Source organism: Legionella birminghamensis (genome assembly GCF_900452515.1).
GTDB classification, from domain to species: Bacteria; Pseudomonadota; Gammaproteobacteria; order Legionellales; family Legionellaceae; genus Legionella_C; species Legionella_C birminghamensis.
The window spans coordinates 2,521,523-2,538,982 of sequence record NZ_UGNW01000001.1 but is presented as its reverse complement, the minus strand read 5'-3'; the positions used below and the strand labels follow the sequence as shown (position 1 = coordinate 2,538,982).

Genomic DNA, 17,460 nt, shown 5'->3' with positions numbered 1-17,460 from the left:
TGTTCCCACTAAACCTTCAACTCCTCCCTGTCTTTATAATACTCAAGCGCTTCCGGGTTCGCGAGCGAACTTAAATTACTCACTGTCTCCCCATGAACTACTTGCCTGACGGCAACTTCGACAATTTTGCCGCTCATGGTGCGCGGAATGTCAGAAACCTGGAGTATTTTGGCTGGCACATGCCGTGGAGATGCATTTTTTCGAATGATATCCTTTATTTTTTGTTGTAATTCTTCGCTAAGCTTTAGGCCATTACGAAGTTTCACAAATAAAACGACTCGTACATCGTCATCCCATTTCTGCGCAATAACAATACTTTCCAATACTTCCTCAATCTTTTCCACCTGGCGATAAATTTCTGCAGTGCCAATGCGTACTCCTCCAGGGTTTAGAACGGCATCGGAGCGGCCATAAATGATCAAGCCATCATGTGGGGTTAGTTCGGCATAATCGCCGTGAGCCCATACCTGCTCGAAACGCTCAAAATAAGCCCGTTTATACGCTTTTCTATCCGGGTCATTCCAAAAGCCAACCGGCATTGAAGGGAAGGCCTGGGTGCAGACCAATTCGCCGCATTCCTCCTGTATTGGCTGACCTTCTTCATTAAAAATACTCACTGCCATGCCAAGGCCGCGACATTGTAGCTCTCCGCGATAGACGGGCAGGGCCGGATTGCCCAGGGCAAAGCAGGAGACTATATCGGTTCCGCCGGAAATGGAGCTTAACTGCACATCCGATTTTATCTTCTCATAAACAAAATCATAATTTTTAGGCAGCAAGGGGGAGCCTGTTGATAATATCGTTTTTAAGGCGGACATCGAATAGTGCTCACAAGGGATTGCGCCCGCTTTCTCTACAGCCGAAAGAAATTTTGCACTGGTGCCGAATACTGAAACTTTTTCTTCATCAATGAGTTGAAAAAGCCGATAGCTGTCGGGGAAATTGGGTGCGCCTTCGTAAAGGGTTAATGTAGCACCCAGGGCGAGTACTGAAACCATCCAGTTCCACATCATCCAGCCGCAGGTGGTATAAAAGCAGAGATTATCCTGTTCAGAAATATTGGTATGCAGCCCCAGTTCTTTAAGATGTTGCAGCAGGGTGCCGCCAGCACCATGCATGATGCATTTGGGTTTGCCGGTAGTGCCCGATGAAAACAGAATATAAAGCGGGTGGGCGAAGGGCAGGGAGGTAAACTGGCAATCATCAGCTGGTTTCAGGAAATCTTTCCACCATATGCCCTGTTCAATCGCCTTAATATGAAAATCACCATCGATAACCGGACAGATAACTACTTTCTCTATTGATGGAATGGCCGCTTTAATCTCGGCAATCTTTTCTTGTGCCAGATGCGTTTTGCCTATGTACTGGTGTCCGTTACAGGCAAATAATACTTTGGGTTCTACCTGTCCCAGGCGATCGATAGCCGCCTGGGCGCCGAAATCAGGGGAACAGGAGGACCATATTGCCCCTAGCGAGCTTGCCGCAAGCATTGCAATAATAGTGCTGGCAACATTAGGCATTATTGCCGCAACCCTATCGCCTGTTCTTACCCCGGCATTCTTCAACCCCTGGGCACATTCTGCAACTTGCTGCCTTAATTGCCTGTAAGTCAACACCTGCCTTTTTCCACTCTCATCAAGGCTGACGATGGCTGGATAATCATCATTGCGTTTTAGCAATTGACCGGCAAAATTAAACTTCGCCCCCTCAAACCATCTGGCTTCCAGCATATGCTGATGCTGATTGAGTATTTCTTCAGGAGGTACATCCCATTCAATGACAAAAAAATTGGCAATACTTTGCCAGAACTGCACTGGTTGTTCGATAGACCAATGATAGAGCTGACTATAATCATTCAGTTTATGCGAGTACCTCTTTTCGACGTAACGCATGAATTGATGCATCCTGCTATTTTCAGGGTGTCTGGGCTGCCACACAGGAACGTTCATAATGCTTCCTTTCTTAAAAAACGGGTTATCTTGAAACGGGTTGCTGCTGGGTTATGCAATGAATGCCGCCGCCTCCTGCAAATACATCCAGTGCATCAATTTGGCTAATCTTGCAGGATGGAAACAATTGTTTGAAAAGGACAAATGCGGCTTCATCCTGGGCAGTATGGCCAAATGCAGGCATAACAATACCCTGATTGGCACGATAGAAATTAATATAAGACAGGGTTAAGCGTTCACCATTCATGTAGGTGGCTGGAGGTTGTTCCACCGTGATTACGTCCAGTGAGCGTCCTTTTGCATCGCGTGCGGTTTTCAAGATCTCCAGGTTTTCCTGGAGCAGATAATAATTGGCATCGCTTTTGTCGCTCGTTGTTAAAGCTAAAACTTTACCGGGTGAGATAAAGCAGGCGATTTCATCAATATGCCCATCGGTTTCATCACCAATCAATCCCCGGTTTAACCAAATGATGTGTTCGGCTCCCAGAAAATCCTTTAAATAGCCCTCAATCTGATGCTGATTTAATTCTGGATTACGGTTTGGGTTAAGCAGGCATTCACGTGTGGTCAAAACAGTACCCTCGCCGTCAACATGGAAAGAGCCTCCTTCCATGACCAGGGGCGCTTTAAAATAACGCGCCTCCGTATACTGGATGAGCGCTTTGGCAATTTCCTGATCCAGTTCATAGTCAGGATAATTACCCCCCCAGGCATTATGGATCCAGTCCACGCCGGCGAGTTCATATTGATCATTAAGCAGAAAACTTGCCCCAGTATCCCTAGTCCAGGAATCATCCAGGGGGAGTGAAATAATGCGGACGCTATCTCTGCAATATTCAGTAACCTGCGCTTCTTCGCCCGGTTGTACCAGCATAATGACAGGTTCATATTGGCTTATTGCTTCCGCGACTTTTGCATAGGCGATTCGCGCACGTTCAAGTCCAATAGCGGACCAGGTTTGTACATGGCGCGGCCAGGCCATCCAGCATGCTGCATGAGGATACCATTCGGCGGGCATCTTATATCCGGCTTGTCGCGGAGTAATCATAAAGTTCCCTTTGTTTTATTGCTGTTAAGATAAGTTAATTGTGAAAATACGCTGCGTAACTCATTCAAATAAGTATTGATTGTGTCTTCAGAGAGCTCTGTATTCAATAATTGTTTTTCATAAGATTGCAGCAATCTTTTTGTATCATAATGTGCCATATTCAAGACATTGGTAACCGTGTCCCCGCTGACTAAATCATTAATTTCAAACGCTTGATTATCCAGTAATTTTACATCCATGGAATTGGTATCGCCAAACAAATTATGAAGATTGCCAAGAATTTCCTGATAGGCCCCTACCATGAAAAAAGCAATTACATAAGGATTTTGTTTGGCAAAAGGAGGCAGCATCAGTGTCGAGTGAATCCTCGAACGGCCCGTATACTGTTTCAGAGTACCGTCTGAATCGCAGGTTAAATCCTGCAGCACGCTATGCATAGTAGGCGCTTCGTTCAGTTGGGTGATTGGTGCAACCGGAAATATCTGGCCAATCGCCCAGGCATCAGGAAGTGACTGAAAAAAGGATAGATTGCAAAAAATCTTGGCCGCCATTTGTTCATGGATACTGTTAATTAATTCATTATCTCCCGGGCTCTCCGGATCCAGCCTATCCTGGATTTCCATACAGATCGCTGTGAAAAACTGCTCCACCTTTGCTTTTTCCTGCAGGCTGATAACGCCGTGTTTAAATTTTGAATGTGCTTCATCAAGCGAATGGCGGGCATAGTTGTAGATTTCGCTCGGCAAGCTGTCGCTTATTGATTGGTAAGTGTCCCAGATATCACGAATCACATGAGAGTCCTCACTATCTATCTTCGGCAGATGCGCTGATTTTTTAATAATTTCGACATCGGTAATATTGGAAACCAGAACGGCATGATGAGCGGTTAATGCCCTGCCTGATTCGGAAATAATATCTGGCTCTGGCATTTCTGCTTCTTCGCACATATGTTTGAGTGCCAGAAGAATATTGGTCGCATATTCACTGACAGTATAATTCATGGAGCAGCCAGTACTGGAACGGGTTCCTTCATAATCAACGCCTAATCCGCCGCCGACATCAATGGTGGCAATGGGTGCATTGAGCCGTCTTAGCTCAACATAATAGCGGGCGACTTCGAGCATGCAGTGGCGTATGTCATGAATGTTGGCAATCTGGGAGCCCAGATGGCAGTGCATGAGCTGCAAACAATCCAGTGCATTCTGCGCTTTTAGCTTGCTGACGACATCAAGGACCTGTTCGGCATTTAAGCCAAATTTTGATTTCGCCCCCCCGGTATTCTCCCATTTTCCAGCCCCCTTGGTCACCAGGCGAATACGGATACCGATACTGGGTTTAATGCCAAGACGGTCAGCTTCTTTGAGTAAGATGTCGAGCTCTGACTGCTTTTCAATCACTATAAAAACCTGATGGCCCATTTGCTGTGCAATCAGTGCGATACGGATGTAACCGCTGTCTTTATACCCATTGCAGACAATTGTTGACCTTTGATGGGCGAGCATGCCGATAACCGCCATTAGTTCGGGCTTACTCCCAGCCTCCAGACCCACACTGAAATGAGGGGATTTCAATAATTCACGAACAACGCATTGTTCCTGATTGACTTTTATCGGGTAAACCAGTTTGTACCTGCCCTTGTAGCCAATTTCTTCAATTGCTTCATAAAAAGCCTGATGAAGTTTCGCAATCCGATCATGCAGAATATCCACAAATCGGATAAGCAAAGGCAATTGCAAGCCCGCCCGGCTGGCACTGTTGACTATCGACTGCAGTTCAACGCCTCGTTGATGAGGATATTTACTGACCTCGATATTTCCGTCTTCATTCACTGAGAAATAGCCTTCTCCCCAATGGGAGATATTATAAAAATTCTCGGAGGATGCTTGAGTAGGCATTAATGGCGTCCTGTTGATTGTTGCGGTTTTAACAGGCTGTGATAGGTAGCCGGCTGTCTTTGTTGTGGAAAGGGGAACAAACGGCCCCAGAGATCTCTTTGACTGAAATCAAGCTCTGCGACCAGCACAGCCGCCTCATGACGGGGGGCTTGGGCGATGATCTCGCCAAAAGGATTTGAAATAAAACTGCTTCCATAGAACTCCAGCCCGTCCTCTGTTCCAATACGATTCACTGCAATGATAAAGCAATTGGCCATAATTCCTTGTGCGACCATCACTTTCTGCCACATCGGCTGGCTGTCAAATCCGGGCGCTGTAGGCTCGGCACCGATAGCGGTAGGGTAAATCAACAACTCAACATCTTTCAAACCATAAATACGGGATAACTCGGGAAACCATTGATCATAGCAGGTAGGTAGCCCTGCACGATGCTCCGCAACACGATGGATCGGATAATCTGAATCCCCGGGCTTGAAATAATAATCCTCATGGTATTTTTCACCACTGGGGATATGTTGTTTTCGGGTAACGGCTATTAATTCCCCCTTATTATTAAAGGCAACAGCGGTGTTATATCCCTTGTTTTCAAATAGGGATGCGGTAATCGAGGCATTGGCTGTTTTTGCCATATGGCTGACGAAACGGGCTGTAGGGCCTGTTTCCAAATCTTCCATAAAAGGCGCTGGGTCGACAGAAGGGCTGGTACAGAAATAAGGCGACAGGGTGAGTTCCTGCAGGCAAATCAGCTCGGCCCCTTGCTTTGCAGCCTTAAGAATACCTTGGCTCAATTCTTCCTTGTGCTGGTCGGGATTTGGATACCATTGTTGCTGAACGAGTCCTACTGTTAATTTTTTATTATCCATTTTTCTCCCCTGACTTCGTTGTAGAGTTAAATAAATTTACCCGGAATCTTACACTGGTTTTCAGATTTTCATAGAGTAAAGAATCGTAAAGGGATTGAAAAAATCCGGGGTGTTGCAGGGCCTGTTCGCAAAGACAGAAATCTAACTTCCGCCCTCCGGGGGGCTGGCTACTTCAGTCGGCACAGATGCGTTAGTAGACGTATCAACCGAATGAAAACCTTTGTAGTTATAAAATGCGAGTGCAGCCACAAGTATAATGATAATCAGGGTTGCAATGCCGATGATTTTATTTCGATTATCCATAAAATCTCCTGTCAGGAGTTTACTTAATTACTAGGCTATTTTAAGTATATACCCTGGTTGGGAATATTCATGATTAAGGATTGGCCAGCAGGGCAGTTGCCACTTTGGATTGATTTTTTTTACCTAAAATTTTACAGATCATATCCCCGGCAGCCACAATTTTATAAATATCGATGCCGGTTTCTATTCCCAATCCATGCATAAGATAAAGCACATCTTCCGTCGCGACATTGCCCGCCGAGCCGCGCGCGTAAGGGCAGCCGCCCAGACCCGCTACAGAGCTGTCAAAGCGGCTGACCCCTAAACCAAGGGAGGTAAAAATATTGGCAATTGCCTGCCCATAAGTGTCATGGAAATGCATTGCGAGTTGGTTGACCGGCAAAAATTCAAGTACTTCAGAAATTAAATGCTGCGTTTGTTTTGGTGTCCCAACGCCAATGGTGTCTCCCAGACAAATTTCAGAAACGCCCATTTCAAGCAAGGCACGCATGACGCTAATGACCTGATCGGGGGAAATATTCCCCTCATAAGGACAGCCAAGGGCGCAGGATATATAAGCTCTAACGGGTATGTCTTTTTGTCTGGCAATCTCCATTACCGGCTCGAAGCGGCGAATACTGTCGGCAATTGAGCAATTAATATTGTAGTGGTTAAATGCTTCACTGGCGGATGTAAACAGGGCAATTTCCCCAACGCCGCAATGTAGGGCTTTCGTCAGCCCCTTCATGTTGGGTACCAGAGCCGATAAATGAACATTTGCAGGCTTCCTAATTGATTTGAAAACTTCTTCGCAATCAGCCAGCTGCGGGATGGCCTTGGCCGATACGAAGCTGGTCGCTTCAATATAACGCAGGCCGCTCTCACTGAGTAAGTTAATCAGTTCAATTTTGGACTCAGTAGGCACGAAGACTTGTTCATTTTGCAAACCGTCACGAGGGCCTACTTCTACTATCGTAACCTGTTGTGGATAACTCATCTTGGTCTTTTCCTATGGTTTTGCCTGATGTTTGCATATTCGTATCACGTCAGCTTAAGCAACTCTTCACCCTCATTGACCTGAGAACCGATATTGTAAAAAAACTCAGAAATCACGCCGTCTTTCGGAGCGCGGATGCTGTGTTCCATTTTCATTGCCTCCAGAATTAGCAGCTGCTCTCCTTTTTTTACCATATCGCCTTCATTTTTTAAAATAGCAACAACAGTTGCCGGCATTGGAGCCGTTAAACGTCCGCTTTGACTGCCAGATTCGGCGTGGTTGGTTTCCCAACTAAAGCGCTCTACCAGTGCATTGCCATCAGCCTGATAAATTTCAATACAATCACTTCTGTTAATCACCCAGGCCGACTGGCGTTGCTGCCCATCATCGATAGTCAGGCGTCCAGCTTCATAGCTGGCGGACAATGTGTATTGTTTACCTTCAATTTCAGCGGTAAATTTCTGAGAATTAACAGGGATAATTTTAATCTCATGCAATTTTCCCTCTAGCTGATAACGGAAAAACCAGAATCCCTGTAAATGTAATTGCCAGGAAAAATTCTCGCGGAACAGTGGATCCTGTTCCTGAACTGTTAACTGAAGGTAATCATAGCTTGCTGAGAATAGCAGCGATTGTTTTTCTTCAGGGTATTGTATTTCAATGGTTTCCCTGCTGAGAAAATCGGTGCCCAGATCAGCGCTGATAAACCGGGGATGATTACAGATTGCTTTAAGAAAACCGATATTGGTTTTAAGCCCTCCAACTGCATAGGAATTAAGCGCTTGCTGAAGACGTTGAATTGCTTCAGGGCGATTATTACCCCAGACAATCAGTTTGGCAATCATCGGATCATAGTATTGGCTAATTGAAGAACCGCAGCTAACCCCTGTATCAATTCGAACCCCTTCACCGGAAGGTTCTTTCAGGAAACTAATCTTGCCGATTGAAGGAATAAAATTCTGCGCAGGATCTTCTGCATAGATACGGCATTCAATAGCATGGCCTTGTGCCTGAATTCCTTCTTGCTTAAGCGGTAAGGGCAATCCAGCAGCAATTTTTATCTGCCAGGCAACCAGATCCAGTCCAGTAATCATTTCGGTTACTGGATGCTCTACCTGAAGACGGGTGTTCATTTCCATGAAATAAAAATGCTTTCCATCTTCGACCAGAAACTCAACAGTACCCGCACCCAGATAGCCGATTGAACGTGCCACTTCGCAGGCCGCTTCAGCGATTCCCTGCCTTAATTCACCAGGCAAATCAGGAGCAGGGGCTTCCTCAATAATTTTTTGATGCCGGCGTTGGATAGAGCAATCACGCTCAAAAAGATGAACGGCTTCACCAAACTGATCGGCCATGATTTGTACTTCAACGTGGCGAGGATTCAAAACCAGTTTTTCGATGATCATGGTGTCATCCGCAAAACTGGCCGCCGCTTCACGGCGTGCGCCTGCTAAAGCTGAATCAAATTCAGATAGCTCATGAACTGCGCGCATACCCTTGCCGCCACCTCCGGCTGCTGCTTTTAGCAAGATGGGAAAGCCAATACGCTGTGCTTCATCCAGCAAACGCTCATCGCTTTGACTATCACCGTGATAACCGGGTGTCAGCGGAACAGCCGTGCCTTCCAATAGCTGTTTGGCTAATTGTTTGGAAGCCATTGCTTCCAGGGCTTTTATTGTCGGGCCGATGAATACGATACCCGCTTTCTCACAGGCTAATGCGAACTGCGGGTTCTCTGATAAAAATCCATAGCCGGGATGGATGGCTTGGACATTGGCTTTTCTGGCGATGGCTATTATCGCCTCGATGTTTAAATAGCTTGCAAGTGCTGGCGACTCGCCAACCCAATAGGCTTCATCAGCCTGCAGGACATGCTGGCTCTCTCTATCCGCTGTTGAATAAATGGCAACGGTGCTTATCCCCATGCCCTTTGCTGTACGAATGATTCGACAAGCAATTTCACCGCGGTTAGCGATAAGAATTTTATTAAACATGAAAATCCTTAATTCCAGTTAGGGGATTCTTTATTCAAAAAAGCGTGTAATCCACGCTGTCCTTCTTCAGAAACCCGTTTTTCAGCAATGATAGCGGCAGTTTCCTGTATGAGCTGCTGGTCAATCGTTCTGGATGCAACCCAATCAATGAGCGGTTTACAGTCAACAACGGCTTTAGGGGCAAGGTGGCTGAGTTTGCTGGCGTAATCTAAAGCAAAAGAATCCAATAAATAATCATCAATATAATGATGAACCAGATTATACTGTTTTGCCTGCTCGCCATTAAATACTTCTGCACTCATAAATAGCCATTTGGTCAGACGCTCGCCAATTGCCCTGACGACATAGGGACTGATTACCGCAGGGACTAAGCCCAGTTTGACTTCAGAAAAGCAGAATCGGGCGGAGTGGCCGGCAATGGCTATGTCACAGGCAGCTACCAGCCCTGCACCGCCGCCATAGGCTGCCCCTTGTACCACCGCCACCGTAGGCTTTGGACAGGAGTAAAGTGTATGCATCAGCCGGGCAAGAACCATTGCATCGGCCAGATTTTCTTCCTGGGAAAAGGCGGCCATCCGCTGCATCCACTGCAAGTCGGCGCCTGCTGAAAAATGACGGCCATTAGCCCGCAGTAAAATAACAGAAACGGCAGGATCCTGAATGGACTCGTCCAGGCTTGTCTGCATTTTTTTTAGCAAGTCATCATCGAATGCATTATTTTTATCAATCCGGTTGAGGCTGATTTCGAAGACACGTCCTTTTAATTCGCATTGCAGATCACTCATTTGTTTATCCTTACATCCTGAATATGCCGAAGCGGGTTTGATTAATCGGGGCATTTAATGCAGCTGACAGGCCAAGCCCCAGAATCCGGCGGGTGTCTGCAGGGGCAATGACTCCATCATCCCATAGTCTTGCGCTGGCATAGTAGGGATTACCCTGTTCTTCATACTGGGCGCGCATGGAGGACTTAAATGCTTCTTCCTCTTCAGCAGGCCATTCGGTTCCCTGCTTACTGTGTTTATCGCGATTAATCTGTGCCAGCACATTCGCAGCCTGTTCTCCTCCCATCACTGAGATGCGCGCATTAGGCCAAGACCATAAAAAGCGCGGATCATAGGCGCGGCCGCACATTGCGTAATTTCCGGCGCCAAAACTGCCGCCTACAATGACTGTAAACTTTGGAACCTGGGTCGTCGCCACAGCGGTGACCATTTTTGCGCCGTGTTTGGCAATACCGCCTGCCTCGTATTTACTGCCTACCATGAAACCGGTGATATTCTGCAAAAACAGTAATGGAATATTTCGCTGAGAGCACAACTCAATAAAATGGGTTCCTTTTAGCGCACTTTCGCCAAACAATATTCCATTGTTGGCTACGATACCTATCGGATAACCATATAAATGCGCGAATCCGCATATTAGGGTAGTGCCGAACAAGGCTTTAAATTCATCAAATTCTGAACCATCTACAATCCTGGCAATAATCTCACGAATATCAAAGGGTTTGCGCGGATCAGTCGGCACAATGCCATTCAATTCCCAACTGTCATAAAGCGGCTCGCGGCTTTCTTTGCGTTGAAGTGAATTTGGTTTTTGCCTGTTTAAATGGCTGATGGCATTGCGTGCCAGGTGCAGGGCATGCGCATCGTTATCGGCATAATGATCAGCAACGCCTGACTGCCTGCAGTGGACATCGGCGCCGCCTAATTCTTCAGCGCTAATCACTTCACCAGTAGCGGCTTTGACTAAAGGAGGGCCCCCTAAAAATATAGTAGCCTGATTTTTAACCATAATTGATTCATCAGCCATTGCCGGTACATAGGCACCGCCGGCGGTACAGGAGCCCATGACTACAGCGATTTGTGGAATATTTTTAGCCGAGAGATTAGCCTGATTATAAAAAATGCGTCCAAAATGATCGCGGTCAGGAAATACTTCATCCTGGCGAGGCAGAAATGCGCCACCAGAGTCAACGAGGTAAACGCAGGGCAGATAGTTTTTCTCAGCAATTTCCTGGGCGCGAAGGTGTTTTTTAACTGTCAAAGGGTAGTAAGTTCCGCCCTTGACGGTTGCATCATTGATAACAATCATGCATTCAGTCTGGTGAATGCGGCCAATACCCGTGATTATACCCGCGGCCGGGATATTATCCTTGTACACCTGATAGGCAGCGAGCTGAGATAATTCGAGAAAAGGGCTGCCTGGATCAATTAATTGCTGTAAGCGTTCCCGGGCGAGTAGTTTGCCGTGTTTCAGGTGACGTAGCCTTGCATTTTCATCGCCGCCTAAAGCAATTTGCTGGATGGTATTCTGCAAATTGTCCACCAGTGACTGCATCGCAGCAGCATTTTCTTTAAATTCTTTACTTGCAGGGTTAATTTGACTGCTTAATTTAGCCATTGATTTACCTTAACGTATCAGGATGTTGCTAAGTACGATGACCAGCCATAAACACCAGGTTAATTCAAGAAAGTATGGCATTGGTTTCCCCTTAATTGGGCGGTAAATCAAGGCAGGGACCAATGCAATAATAACAGGTATAAAGGTCAACAGAATAATTTTACGAATCAACACGCCAACTCCCGTATGGGTGAACAGGGGAGTTAGTTTTATATTGATATAAGTGTAAAACAAATCAATATAAAGAATCAGGGTATGTGCAAATCTGGCAAAGACCACCACGAGAATGGTCAGCACCAGATAGATAAGGCTTTGTCTAAGCATAATTTTCCATCTTAATAAGACTAGGTTGGGCTTTGCAGCCCAACCTACAGCTGTTTAAAGCAGCTCAATCGCCATTGCGATACCTTCGCCGCCGCCAATGCAAAGCGCTGCTATACCGCGTGATTTCTGCTGTCTTTGCAGTGCGTGCAAAAGCGTAACCATAACGCGTGTGCCGGAAGCTCCGATGGGATGGCCGAGGGCGCAGGCGCCGCCATGAATATTAACCTTGGTATCATCCAGTTCCAGCTGGGTGATCGCTGCCATGGCAACTACTGCAAAGGCTTCGTTAATCTCAAACAGGTCTACATCGTGCTGCCGCCATCCGGCTTTATTCATTACTTTTCGGATTGCATCAACAGGCGCTGTGGTGAACCATTCCGGTGCTTGTGAATGGGTTGCCTGGGCCGCAATTCTTGCCAGGGGCGTCATACCCAGCTTTTTCGCGTGTCCTGCGCTGGTAATGATGATACTGGCTGCGCCGTCTGAAATTGAACTTGAATTTGCGGCAGTAACAGTTCCATCGGCTTTGAAAGCGGGCTTCAATTGAGAAATTTTGGAGAGTTTGCTTTCATCTGGACCCTCATCCTGGGAGACAATGGTATCTCCCTTGCGTCCGGCGATCGTCACGGGAACTATTTCTGCGCGGAAAGCGTTATCCTGCTGTGCCTGCAGGGCGCGGGTGAGTGACCGGATTGCATATTCATCCTGCGCCGCACGGCTAAATTGAAAGTGTTGGGCGGTGGCTTCTGCAAAGCATCCCATTAATTGGCCGCGCTCATAAGCGTCTTCCAGGCCATCAAGGAACATGTGATCTTTCAATTCACCATGGCCTAAACGATAACCTGCGCGTGCTTTGGCCAGTAAATAGGGCGCATTACTCATACTTTCCATTCCGCTTGCAAGAACAACATTCGCAGAGCCAGCCTTAATCATGTCATGGCCAAACATAATTGATTTCATGCCGGAACCACACATCTTGTTCACTGTGGTTGCACCTGCTGAATGGGGAATACCTGCTTTGATGGCTGCCTGTCTGGCGGGCGCCTGTCCAATACCTGCCTGTAAAACACAGCCGGAAATAACCTGGTCGATTTCTGCAGGGTTGATATTGGCCTGCTCCATTGCAGCTGCATGGGCGATTGCACCCAGCTCAGGTGCAGTTAAACTGGATAAAGAACCAAGCATTCCTCCCATGGGTGTTCTTTTCGCGGCAACAATGACAACATCATTTTGATCCATTTGTATTTTTCCTTATTCAGTTTCTTTAAAAAGTTCACGACCGATTAACATTCGTCTCACTTCCGAGGTACCGGCTCCTATTTCATAAAGCTTTGCGTCCCGCAGCAGCCGTCCGGTTGGATATTCATTAATGTAACCATTTCCACCTAAAATTTGAATCGCCTGCAAGGCCATTTGTGTGGCTGTTTCTGCAGTATATAAGATAACGCCCGCAGCATCCTTACGGTTTACCTGTTGTCTGTCACAGGCTGCGGCTACACCATAGACATAGGCTCTGGAGGCCGAAAGCCGGGTATACATGTCGGCCAGTTTGCCCTGAATAAATTGAAACTCGCCAATCGCCTTATTAAATTGTTTACGCTCATGGACATAAGGCAGGACTACATCCAGACAGGCTTGCATGATCCCCACAGGGCCTGCGGAAAGAATAGTTCTTTCATAATCAAGGCCGCGCATCAGAACCTTTGTACCCTGATTCAATTCACCCAGAATGTTATCGGCAGGTACTTCGCAGTTGTCAAAAACCAGTTCACAGGTATTGGAGCCGCGCATTCCCAGTTTATCCAGTTTTTGAGCTGTTCTGAATCCTGGGAAGCCTTTCTCAATAATGAATGCAGTAATGCTTTTGCTTTGGGCGTCTTTTTCGGTTTTGGCATACACAACCAGCACATCGGCATCCGGACCGTTAGTGATCCACATTTTAGTGCCGTTAAGGATAAATCTGTCGCCTGAACGTTTTGCCTGTAATTGCATGCTCATAACATCCGAACCTGAATTGGCTTCGCTCATGGCTAAGGCACCCACAAATTCGCCGCTTATTAATTTAGGCAGGTATTTTTCTTTTTGTTCCGAGTTGCCGTTTAACGATATTTGATTGACGCAGAGATTGGAGTGGGCGCCAAAACTCAGGCCAACCGATGCGGATGCCCGTGAAATTTCTTCCATGGCGATTACATGAGCGAGATAGCCCATATCCGCCCCGCCGTATTCCTCGCTGACTGTGATACCTAAGAGGCCCATGTCCCCTAATTTACGCCACAAATGATTTGGAAATTTGTTTTCTTCATCAATTTGTGCTGCCAGAGGGGCGATTTCTTTCTGGGCGAAGTGGTAAACGCTGTCACGCAATAAATCAATCGTTTCGCCTAGCTGAAACTGCAAACCAGTATGCATGATGATTTCCTGTGTTTTGGAGTTGTCCGGGCTTGATTAGCCAGGCCATACTCGAGTCAATAGTAAAACAAACAGTAAAAGCATTTCCCCTGTTTGTTTTCAGCTACTCACATTAGTGGAGCAAATGAGCTAGACTATACCCAATCAAGTTGAACTTTCAACCTGATTTTATTCGTTAAACGCATCCAACTGAGATTTTAGCTTAGCACAGTAGAATCATCGCAGCAAAATCCAATGCGGTTCAAAACAAGAAGAGGGGTGTAAATGAGCAAGCTGGTACTTTGGGGGCACCATATTGATGATTATCGGGAAATGTTTGATCTCGGTGAAAACGATTTGAAAGGACGGATTCTGGAATACGGCTGCGGCCCCAGCGCCTTTAATCTTGAAGTAAAGCCTTATACCCGGTCCTGTATCAGCTGCGATCCTTTGTTTTCACTGGATGCTTCTACTTTAAAAACCAAGACCTCCCTGGTTTTTGAAGATATGATTGCACAAGTAAGACAGGATCATGACAAATATAATTTCGCAGATTATGGCGGGCTGGATGGTCTGATTGAAAAAAGACGCCAGGGGATGAACGATTTTTTTTCAGACTTTGAGCAAGGAAAGAAAGAAAAACGTTATCAGGGGATTCAAAATATCAGTTTACCCTTCGACAGCTTCTATTTTGATCTAGCCCTAAGCTCACATTATCTCTTTGCGGGTCTCGATAACCAGAATCTGGATTTTCATATGGCGGTTATTCAGGAGCTGACGCGTGTTGCCAAAGAATTAAGGGTTTTTCCTTTAATTGATCGTTTCGATAATCCTTCTCCTTTATTAGGCCCGGTCTTGCTATTATTGCAGCAGAAAAACTACGGGGTTGAAGTAAGGACTGTTCCTTACCATTTGCAGGATAAAGGCAATGTAATGTTAAGGGTATGGGCCCAGGAATGTGAAGTGCAAACGGGTTAGGGTAAAACGCATGAATAAGTTAATAAGCGGAATTTATTAGCATAAGCTAATGTAAAATCAGCGAAAATCGCAACTCCCAACTTTTCCATCAGGCAGGATAGCATTGCAAATAGAGCTCATTGACTTCAGTTGTTTCTCGGTGATTTTTGCCTGGTATAAATTAGCACCCGCGAAACTGGCACCGGATAGATTGGCCCCTGTAAAATCGGATGATGTAAAATTATTAAGGCTCAATTTCGCATTTTTTAGATTTGCAAAGCTAAAATCACTATAAGCAAAATCAGCCGTTCCAAGAGAAAGCTCAATGGCTGTTATACGGCTGAAGCTCGAGTATTGATGATTACCCCAAATACCCAGGTTGGATCGGGTTAAATTACTGTTATTGAGATTGATGGCGCCGAGCTTATCGGTATAAAGATAATAATCATTACTGAGGTCACAGGATTCACAAACGCCTGTCTTTTCGAACTGTTTAACATCTAATGGGTTAGAAAATTGCTGTGAATAAATTGATGTAGATAGGGAAATCAGATAGATAAACAAATAAGTTTTCATTGTATACAATAACTCGACTGCATTCCTTGCTAGCCTGATACTTTAGTTTTAAATACAGATAATTACAATGTATTGGCAGGTTTTCTTCCACAAATGGCTAAACCCAATAGCAACTACCGCAGACGCACGGTAGTTGATTGCGGATTATACGCAATAGGCTGATGCCTCCCATGAGCCTGAGCTTTGCGGACTCTGGCTTGAATAGTCGTCTGGATTCTCGCTCGATATTTCGTCGAACTGCTGTTCTCTTTCCTCAGGTGTTGGAGGGGTATAAATCAATGTATCAAGATTGGGCTCTTTTAATAATTGATCGCATAAGGCAATGCAATCTCTACAGCTTAGACGTTTTTCAGGATCATAACGAGTCAAACCATAAATGATAGTATCGAGAATTGCCTTAATCGTTTCCGGCACGTTCATTTGAGCATAAAGATTGGTAAAAGTTTCCTCACGATTTCTCTTGTACAATAATTTTTCATTGCCAGTATTTGCAATGAAATCGAGGTAAGTATCACCCCACAACTCTGCAAGGCTAAGCCCTGCTGCAAAATCATCGCATTGTGCAGTCAACTCCCCGTCCTCATAGACTTCGGGGGCAGCAAAAAGCCGGGTACCGCGGTTATGATGGCAGGTGATTTTAGGTTTTTTCAATTCTTTTGCAAACGCAAAATCAACCAATGTCGCGCAACCATTGGGTAGGTCAACCATTACATTAGCCGGTTTAATATCGCGATGTGCGTATCTTTTTTGCTGAACCGTATCTATCTGTAACAGAATAGCTCGGGTTACAGTAATAAGCTCACGAAGCGTTGGATTAATTTCCCGAATTCTCATCTGGTTAATTAATCGTTCCAGAGTAATCCCTTTCGCTTTTTTCATGACTAAAAATGCCCAGTGGTTGCTGCTAAACAAGGCGGGCTTGCATTTCAATGCATCACCGAGGTTGGCACGCTGGGCTTCCTTGGCCACCTTGTTACGTTCGCTCTCATCGTAGTGCACCGCTTTGATCACACGCTCTTTGTCCGCTGCTCTTTTTACAAATTTGAAATCCTGATGAACTTTGACTTTTCCCTCTGACTCATAGACCTTTGCGAAAGCGCCAGCGCCGATTTGATTTGAAAAAATTTCAAGGTTGTATTCTCCCGGATGATTTTTGCTCGGAGTAACCAGGAATGCATTTTTAAGAAGAACGGGTATGACTATTTTGTTTTCGCCTGCGGGAAGCAAGTCGGAATATAAACTGATATAATAGATCCCCTGTCCAAAAAGCGGATCTTTGGTAGAGGCTAGCAAGGTTTTTAATAACGGTTTGGTTATTTCATCCAAACAGGTGAGATCGATTTCAATCATTAACAACTCCTTTTGTCAATTAACTGATAGGGACTAGCATGGCAAACGTCCAATATGCCAAAGGTCAATTCTGCCTGAATATCATAGCAACGATTTTTGCATGACAACAAGGAATGCCGAAAACCCGGCTAATTAAGCATACTTATCTACACAAGTGCATGAGAATTAAAAGCTATCGAATCCCCGCGGCTGCGACCGCGGGGCCCACACGAAGCCAATTTAATGTTACGCACACTTGTTTATAACTACCTGTTAAACCCTATTTTTTGCAACATTGAAACTTGTCTGAGGACCATACTACTTCAACAGGCATGGGCCCCGCGGTTCAAAGCCGCGGGGATTCGGACGGGGAAACTATTGGAAGATAGCTATGGGACAAGCCGCAGGGCTAGTGGAGATGTGTAGATACCTACACTGTATATGCATAG

The 17,460-nt window shown here is 45.7% G+C and carries 15 protein-coding genes; 1 reads left to right on the top strand and 14 read right to left on the bottom strand.

The annotated features are described in order from the left end of the window. Positions 1-8 precede the first annotated feature (8 nt). The 12 genes from DYH42_RS10740 to DYH42_RS10690 form a co-directional block, all read right to left on the bottom strand. A complete protein-coding gene (locus DYH42_RS10740; protein ID WP_058523186.1) occupies positions 9-1,949 on the bottom strand; it encodes an acetoacetate--CoA ligase in 1,941 nt (646 codons plus the stop codon). Between the two features lie 25 nt (positions 1,950-1,974). After that, positions 1,975-2,997 carry an agmatine deiminase family protein gene (locus DYH42_RS10735; RefSeq protein ID WP_115317052.1) on the bottom strand — a complete coding sequence of 341 codons (1,023 nt, stop codon included), beginning with the start codon at positions 2,995-2,997 and terminating at the stop codon, positions 1,975-1,977. Beyond that, entirely contained in the window at positions 2,994-4,892 is a 1,899-nt protein-coding gene (gene speA / locus DYH42_RS10730; RefSeq protein ID WP_058523187.1) for a biosynthetic arginine decarboxylase, read from the bottom strand. Before speA ends, DYH42_RS10735 begins: the two co-directional genes overlap by 4 nt. Then, on the bottom strand, positions 4,892-5,755 hold the full coding sequence (locus tag DYH42_RS10725) for a nitrilase-related carbon-nitrogen hydrolase (protein ID WP_058523188.1): 864 nt from the start codon (positions 5,753-5,755) through the stop codon (positions 4,892-4,894). The genes speA and DYH42_RS10725 overlap by 1 nt, the downstream gene beginning before the upstream one ends. Before the next feature lie 141 nt (positions 5,756-5,896). After that, on the bottom strand, positions 5,897-6,058 hold the full coding sequence (locus tag DYH42_RS16610) for a hypothetical protein (protein ID WP_157062384.1): 162 nt from the start codon (positions 6,056-6,058) through the stop codon (positions 5,897-5,899). Positions 6,059-6,131: 73 nt separating this feature from the next. Then, positions 6,132-7,034 (bottom strand): hydroxymethylglutaryl-CoA lyase, encoded by a 903-nt coding sequence (locus DYH42_RS10720; protein ID WP_058523189.1) that lies wholly within the window; start codon positions 7,032-7,034, stop codon positions 6,132-6,134. A gap of 44 nt (positions 7,035-7,078) precedes the next feature. Beyond that, on the bottom strand, positions 7,079-9,031 hold the full coding sequence (locus DYH42_RS10715; protein ID WP_058523190.1) for an acetyl-CoA carboxylase biotin carboxylase subunit: 1,953 nt from the start codon (positions 9,029-9,031) through the stop codon (positions 7,079-7,081). An 8-nt stretch (positions 9,032-9,039) separates the two neighbouring features. Further along, entirely contained in the window at positions 9,040-9,816 is a 777-nt protein-coding gene (locus tag DYH42_RS10710; protein ID WP_058523191.1) for an enoyl-CoA hydratase-related protein, read from the bottom strand. A gap of 10 nt (positions 9,817-9,826) precedes the next feature. Beyond that, positions 9,827-11,434 carry a carboxyl transferase domain-containing protein gene (locus DYH42_RS10705; RefSeq protein WP_058523192.1) on the bottom strand — a complete coding sequence of 536 codons (1,608 nt, stop codon included), beginning with the start codon at positions 11,432-11,434 and terminating at the stop codon, positions 9,827-9,829. 9 nt (positions 11,435-11,443) lie between these two features. Continuing rightward, a complete protein-coding gene (locus DYH42_RS10700; protein ID WP_058523193.1) occupies positions 11,444-11,758 on the bottom strand; it encodes a hypothetical protein in 315 nt (104 codons plus the stop codon). A gap of 54 nt (positions 11,759-11,812) precedes the next feature. Next, complete coding sequence (locus DYH42_RS10695) at positions 11,813-12,997, bottom strand: thiolase family protein (protein WP_058523194.1); 1,185 nt, start codon at positions 12,995-12,997, stop codon at positions 11,813-11,815. A 12-nt stretch (positions 12,998-13,009) separates the two neighbouring features. Next, positions 13,010-14,170 (bottom strand): isovaleryl-CoA dehydrogenase, encoded by a 1,161-nt coding sequence (locus DYH42_RS10690; protein WP_058523195.1) that lies wholly within the window; start codon positions 14,168-14,170, stop codon positions 13,010-13,012. A 264-nt stretch (positions 14,171-14,434) separates the two neighbouring features. On the opposite strand from DYH42_RS10690, the gene DYH42_RS10685 reads away from it, so the two are divergent. Then, entirely contained in the window at positions 14,435-15,127 is a 693-nt protein-coding gene (locus DYH42_RS10685) for a hypothetical protein (protein WP_058523196.1), read from the top strand. Positions 15,128-15,184: 57 nt separating this feature from the next. Here the strand turns inward: DYH42_RS10685 and DYH42_RS10680 are convergent, their stop codons facing one another. Together DYH42_RS10680 and DYH42_RS10675 are read right to left on the bottom strand one after the other, a co-directional pair. Beyond that, on the bottom strand, positions 15,185-15,682 hold the full coding sequence (locus DYH42_RS10680) for a pentapeptide repeat-containing protein (RefSeq protein WP_058523197.1): 498 nt from the start codon (positions 15,680-15,682) through the stop codon (positions 15,185-15,187). Positions 15,683-15,826: 144 nt separating this feature from the next. After that, entirely contained in the window at positions 15,827-17,032 is a 1,206-nt protein-coding gene (locus DYH42_RS10675) for a protein kinase domain-containing protein (RefSeq protein WP_058523198.1), read from the bottom strand. Positions 17,033-17,460 lie beyond the last annotated feature (428 nt).

Coding starts and splice junctions, on each gene's coding strand:
- DYH42_RS10740 (WP_058523186.1), bottom strand. CDS start 1,949: ATGAACGTTCCTGTGTGGCAGCCCAGACACCCTGAAAATAGCAGGATG.
- DYH42_RS10735 (WP_115317052.1), bottom strand. CDS start 2,997: ATGATTACTCCGCGACAAGCCGGATATAAGATGCCCGCCGAATGGTAT.
- speA (WP_058523187.1), bottom strand. CDS start 4,892: ATGCCTACTCAAGCATCCTCCGAGAATTTTTATAATATCTCCCATTGG.
- DYH42_RS10725 (WP_058523188.1), bottom strand. CDS start 5,755: ATGGATAATAAAAAATTAACAGTAGGACTCGTTCAGCAACAATGGTAT.
- DYH42_RS16610 (WP_157062384.1), bottom strand. CDS start 6,058: ATGGATAATCGAAATAAAATCATCGGCATTGCAACCCTGATTATCATT.
- DYH42_RS10720 (WP_058523189.1), bottom strand. CDS start 7,034: ATGAGTTATCCACAACAGGTTACGATAGTAGAAGTAGGCCCTCGTGAC.
- DYH42_RS10715 (WP_058523190.1), bottom strand. CDS start 9,031: ATGTTTAATAAAATTCTTATCGCTAACCGCGGTGAAATTGCTTGTCGA.
- DYH42_RS10710 (WP_058523191.1), bottom strand. CDS start 9,816: ATGAGTGATCTGCAATGCGAATTAAAAGGACGTGTCTTCGAAATCAGC.
- DYH42_RS10705 (WP_058523192.1), bottom strand. CDS start 11,434: ATGGCTAAATTAAGCAGTCAAATTAACCCTGCAAGTAAAGAATTTAAA.
- DYH42_RS10700 (WP_058523193.1), bottom strand. CDS start 11,758: ATGCTTAGACAAAGCCTTATCTATCTGGTGCTGACCATTCTCGTGGTG.
- DYH42_RS10695 (WP_058523194.1), bottom strand. CDS start 12,997: ATGGATCAAAATGATGTTGTCATTGTTGCCGCGAAAAGAACACCCATG.
- DYH42_RS10690 (WP_058523195.1), bottom strand. CDS start 14,170: ATGCATACTGGTTTGCAGTTTCAGCTAGGCGAAACGATTGATTTATTG.
- DYH42_RS10685 (WP_058523196.1), top strand. CDS start 14,435: ATGAGCAAGCTGGTACTTTGGGGGCACCATATTGATGATTATCGGGAA.
- DYH42_RS10680 (WP_058523197.1), bottom strand. CDS start 15,682: ATGAAAACTTATTTGTTTATCTATCTGATTTCCCTATCTACATCAATT.
- DYH42_RS10675 (WP_058523198.1), bottom strand. CDS start 17,032: ATGATTGAAATCGATCTCACCTGTTTGGATGAAATAACCAAACCGTTA.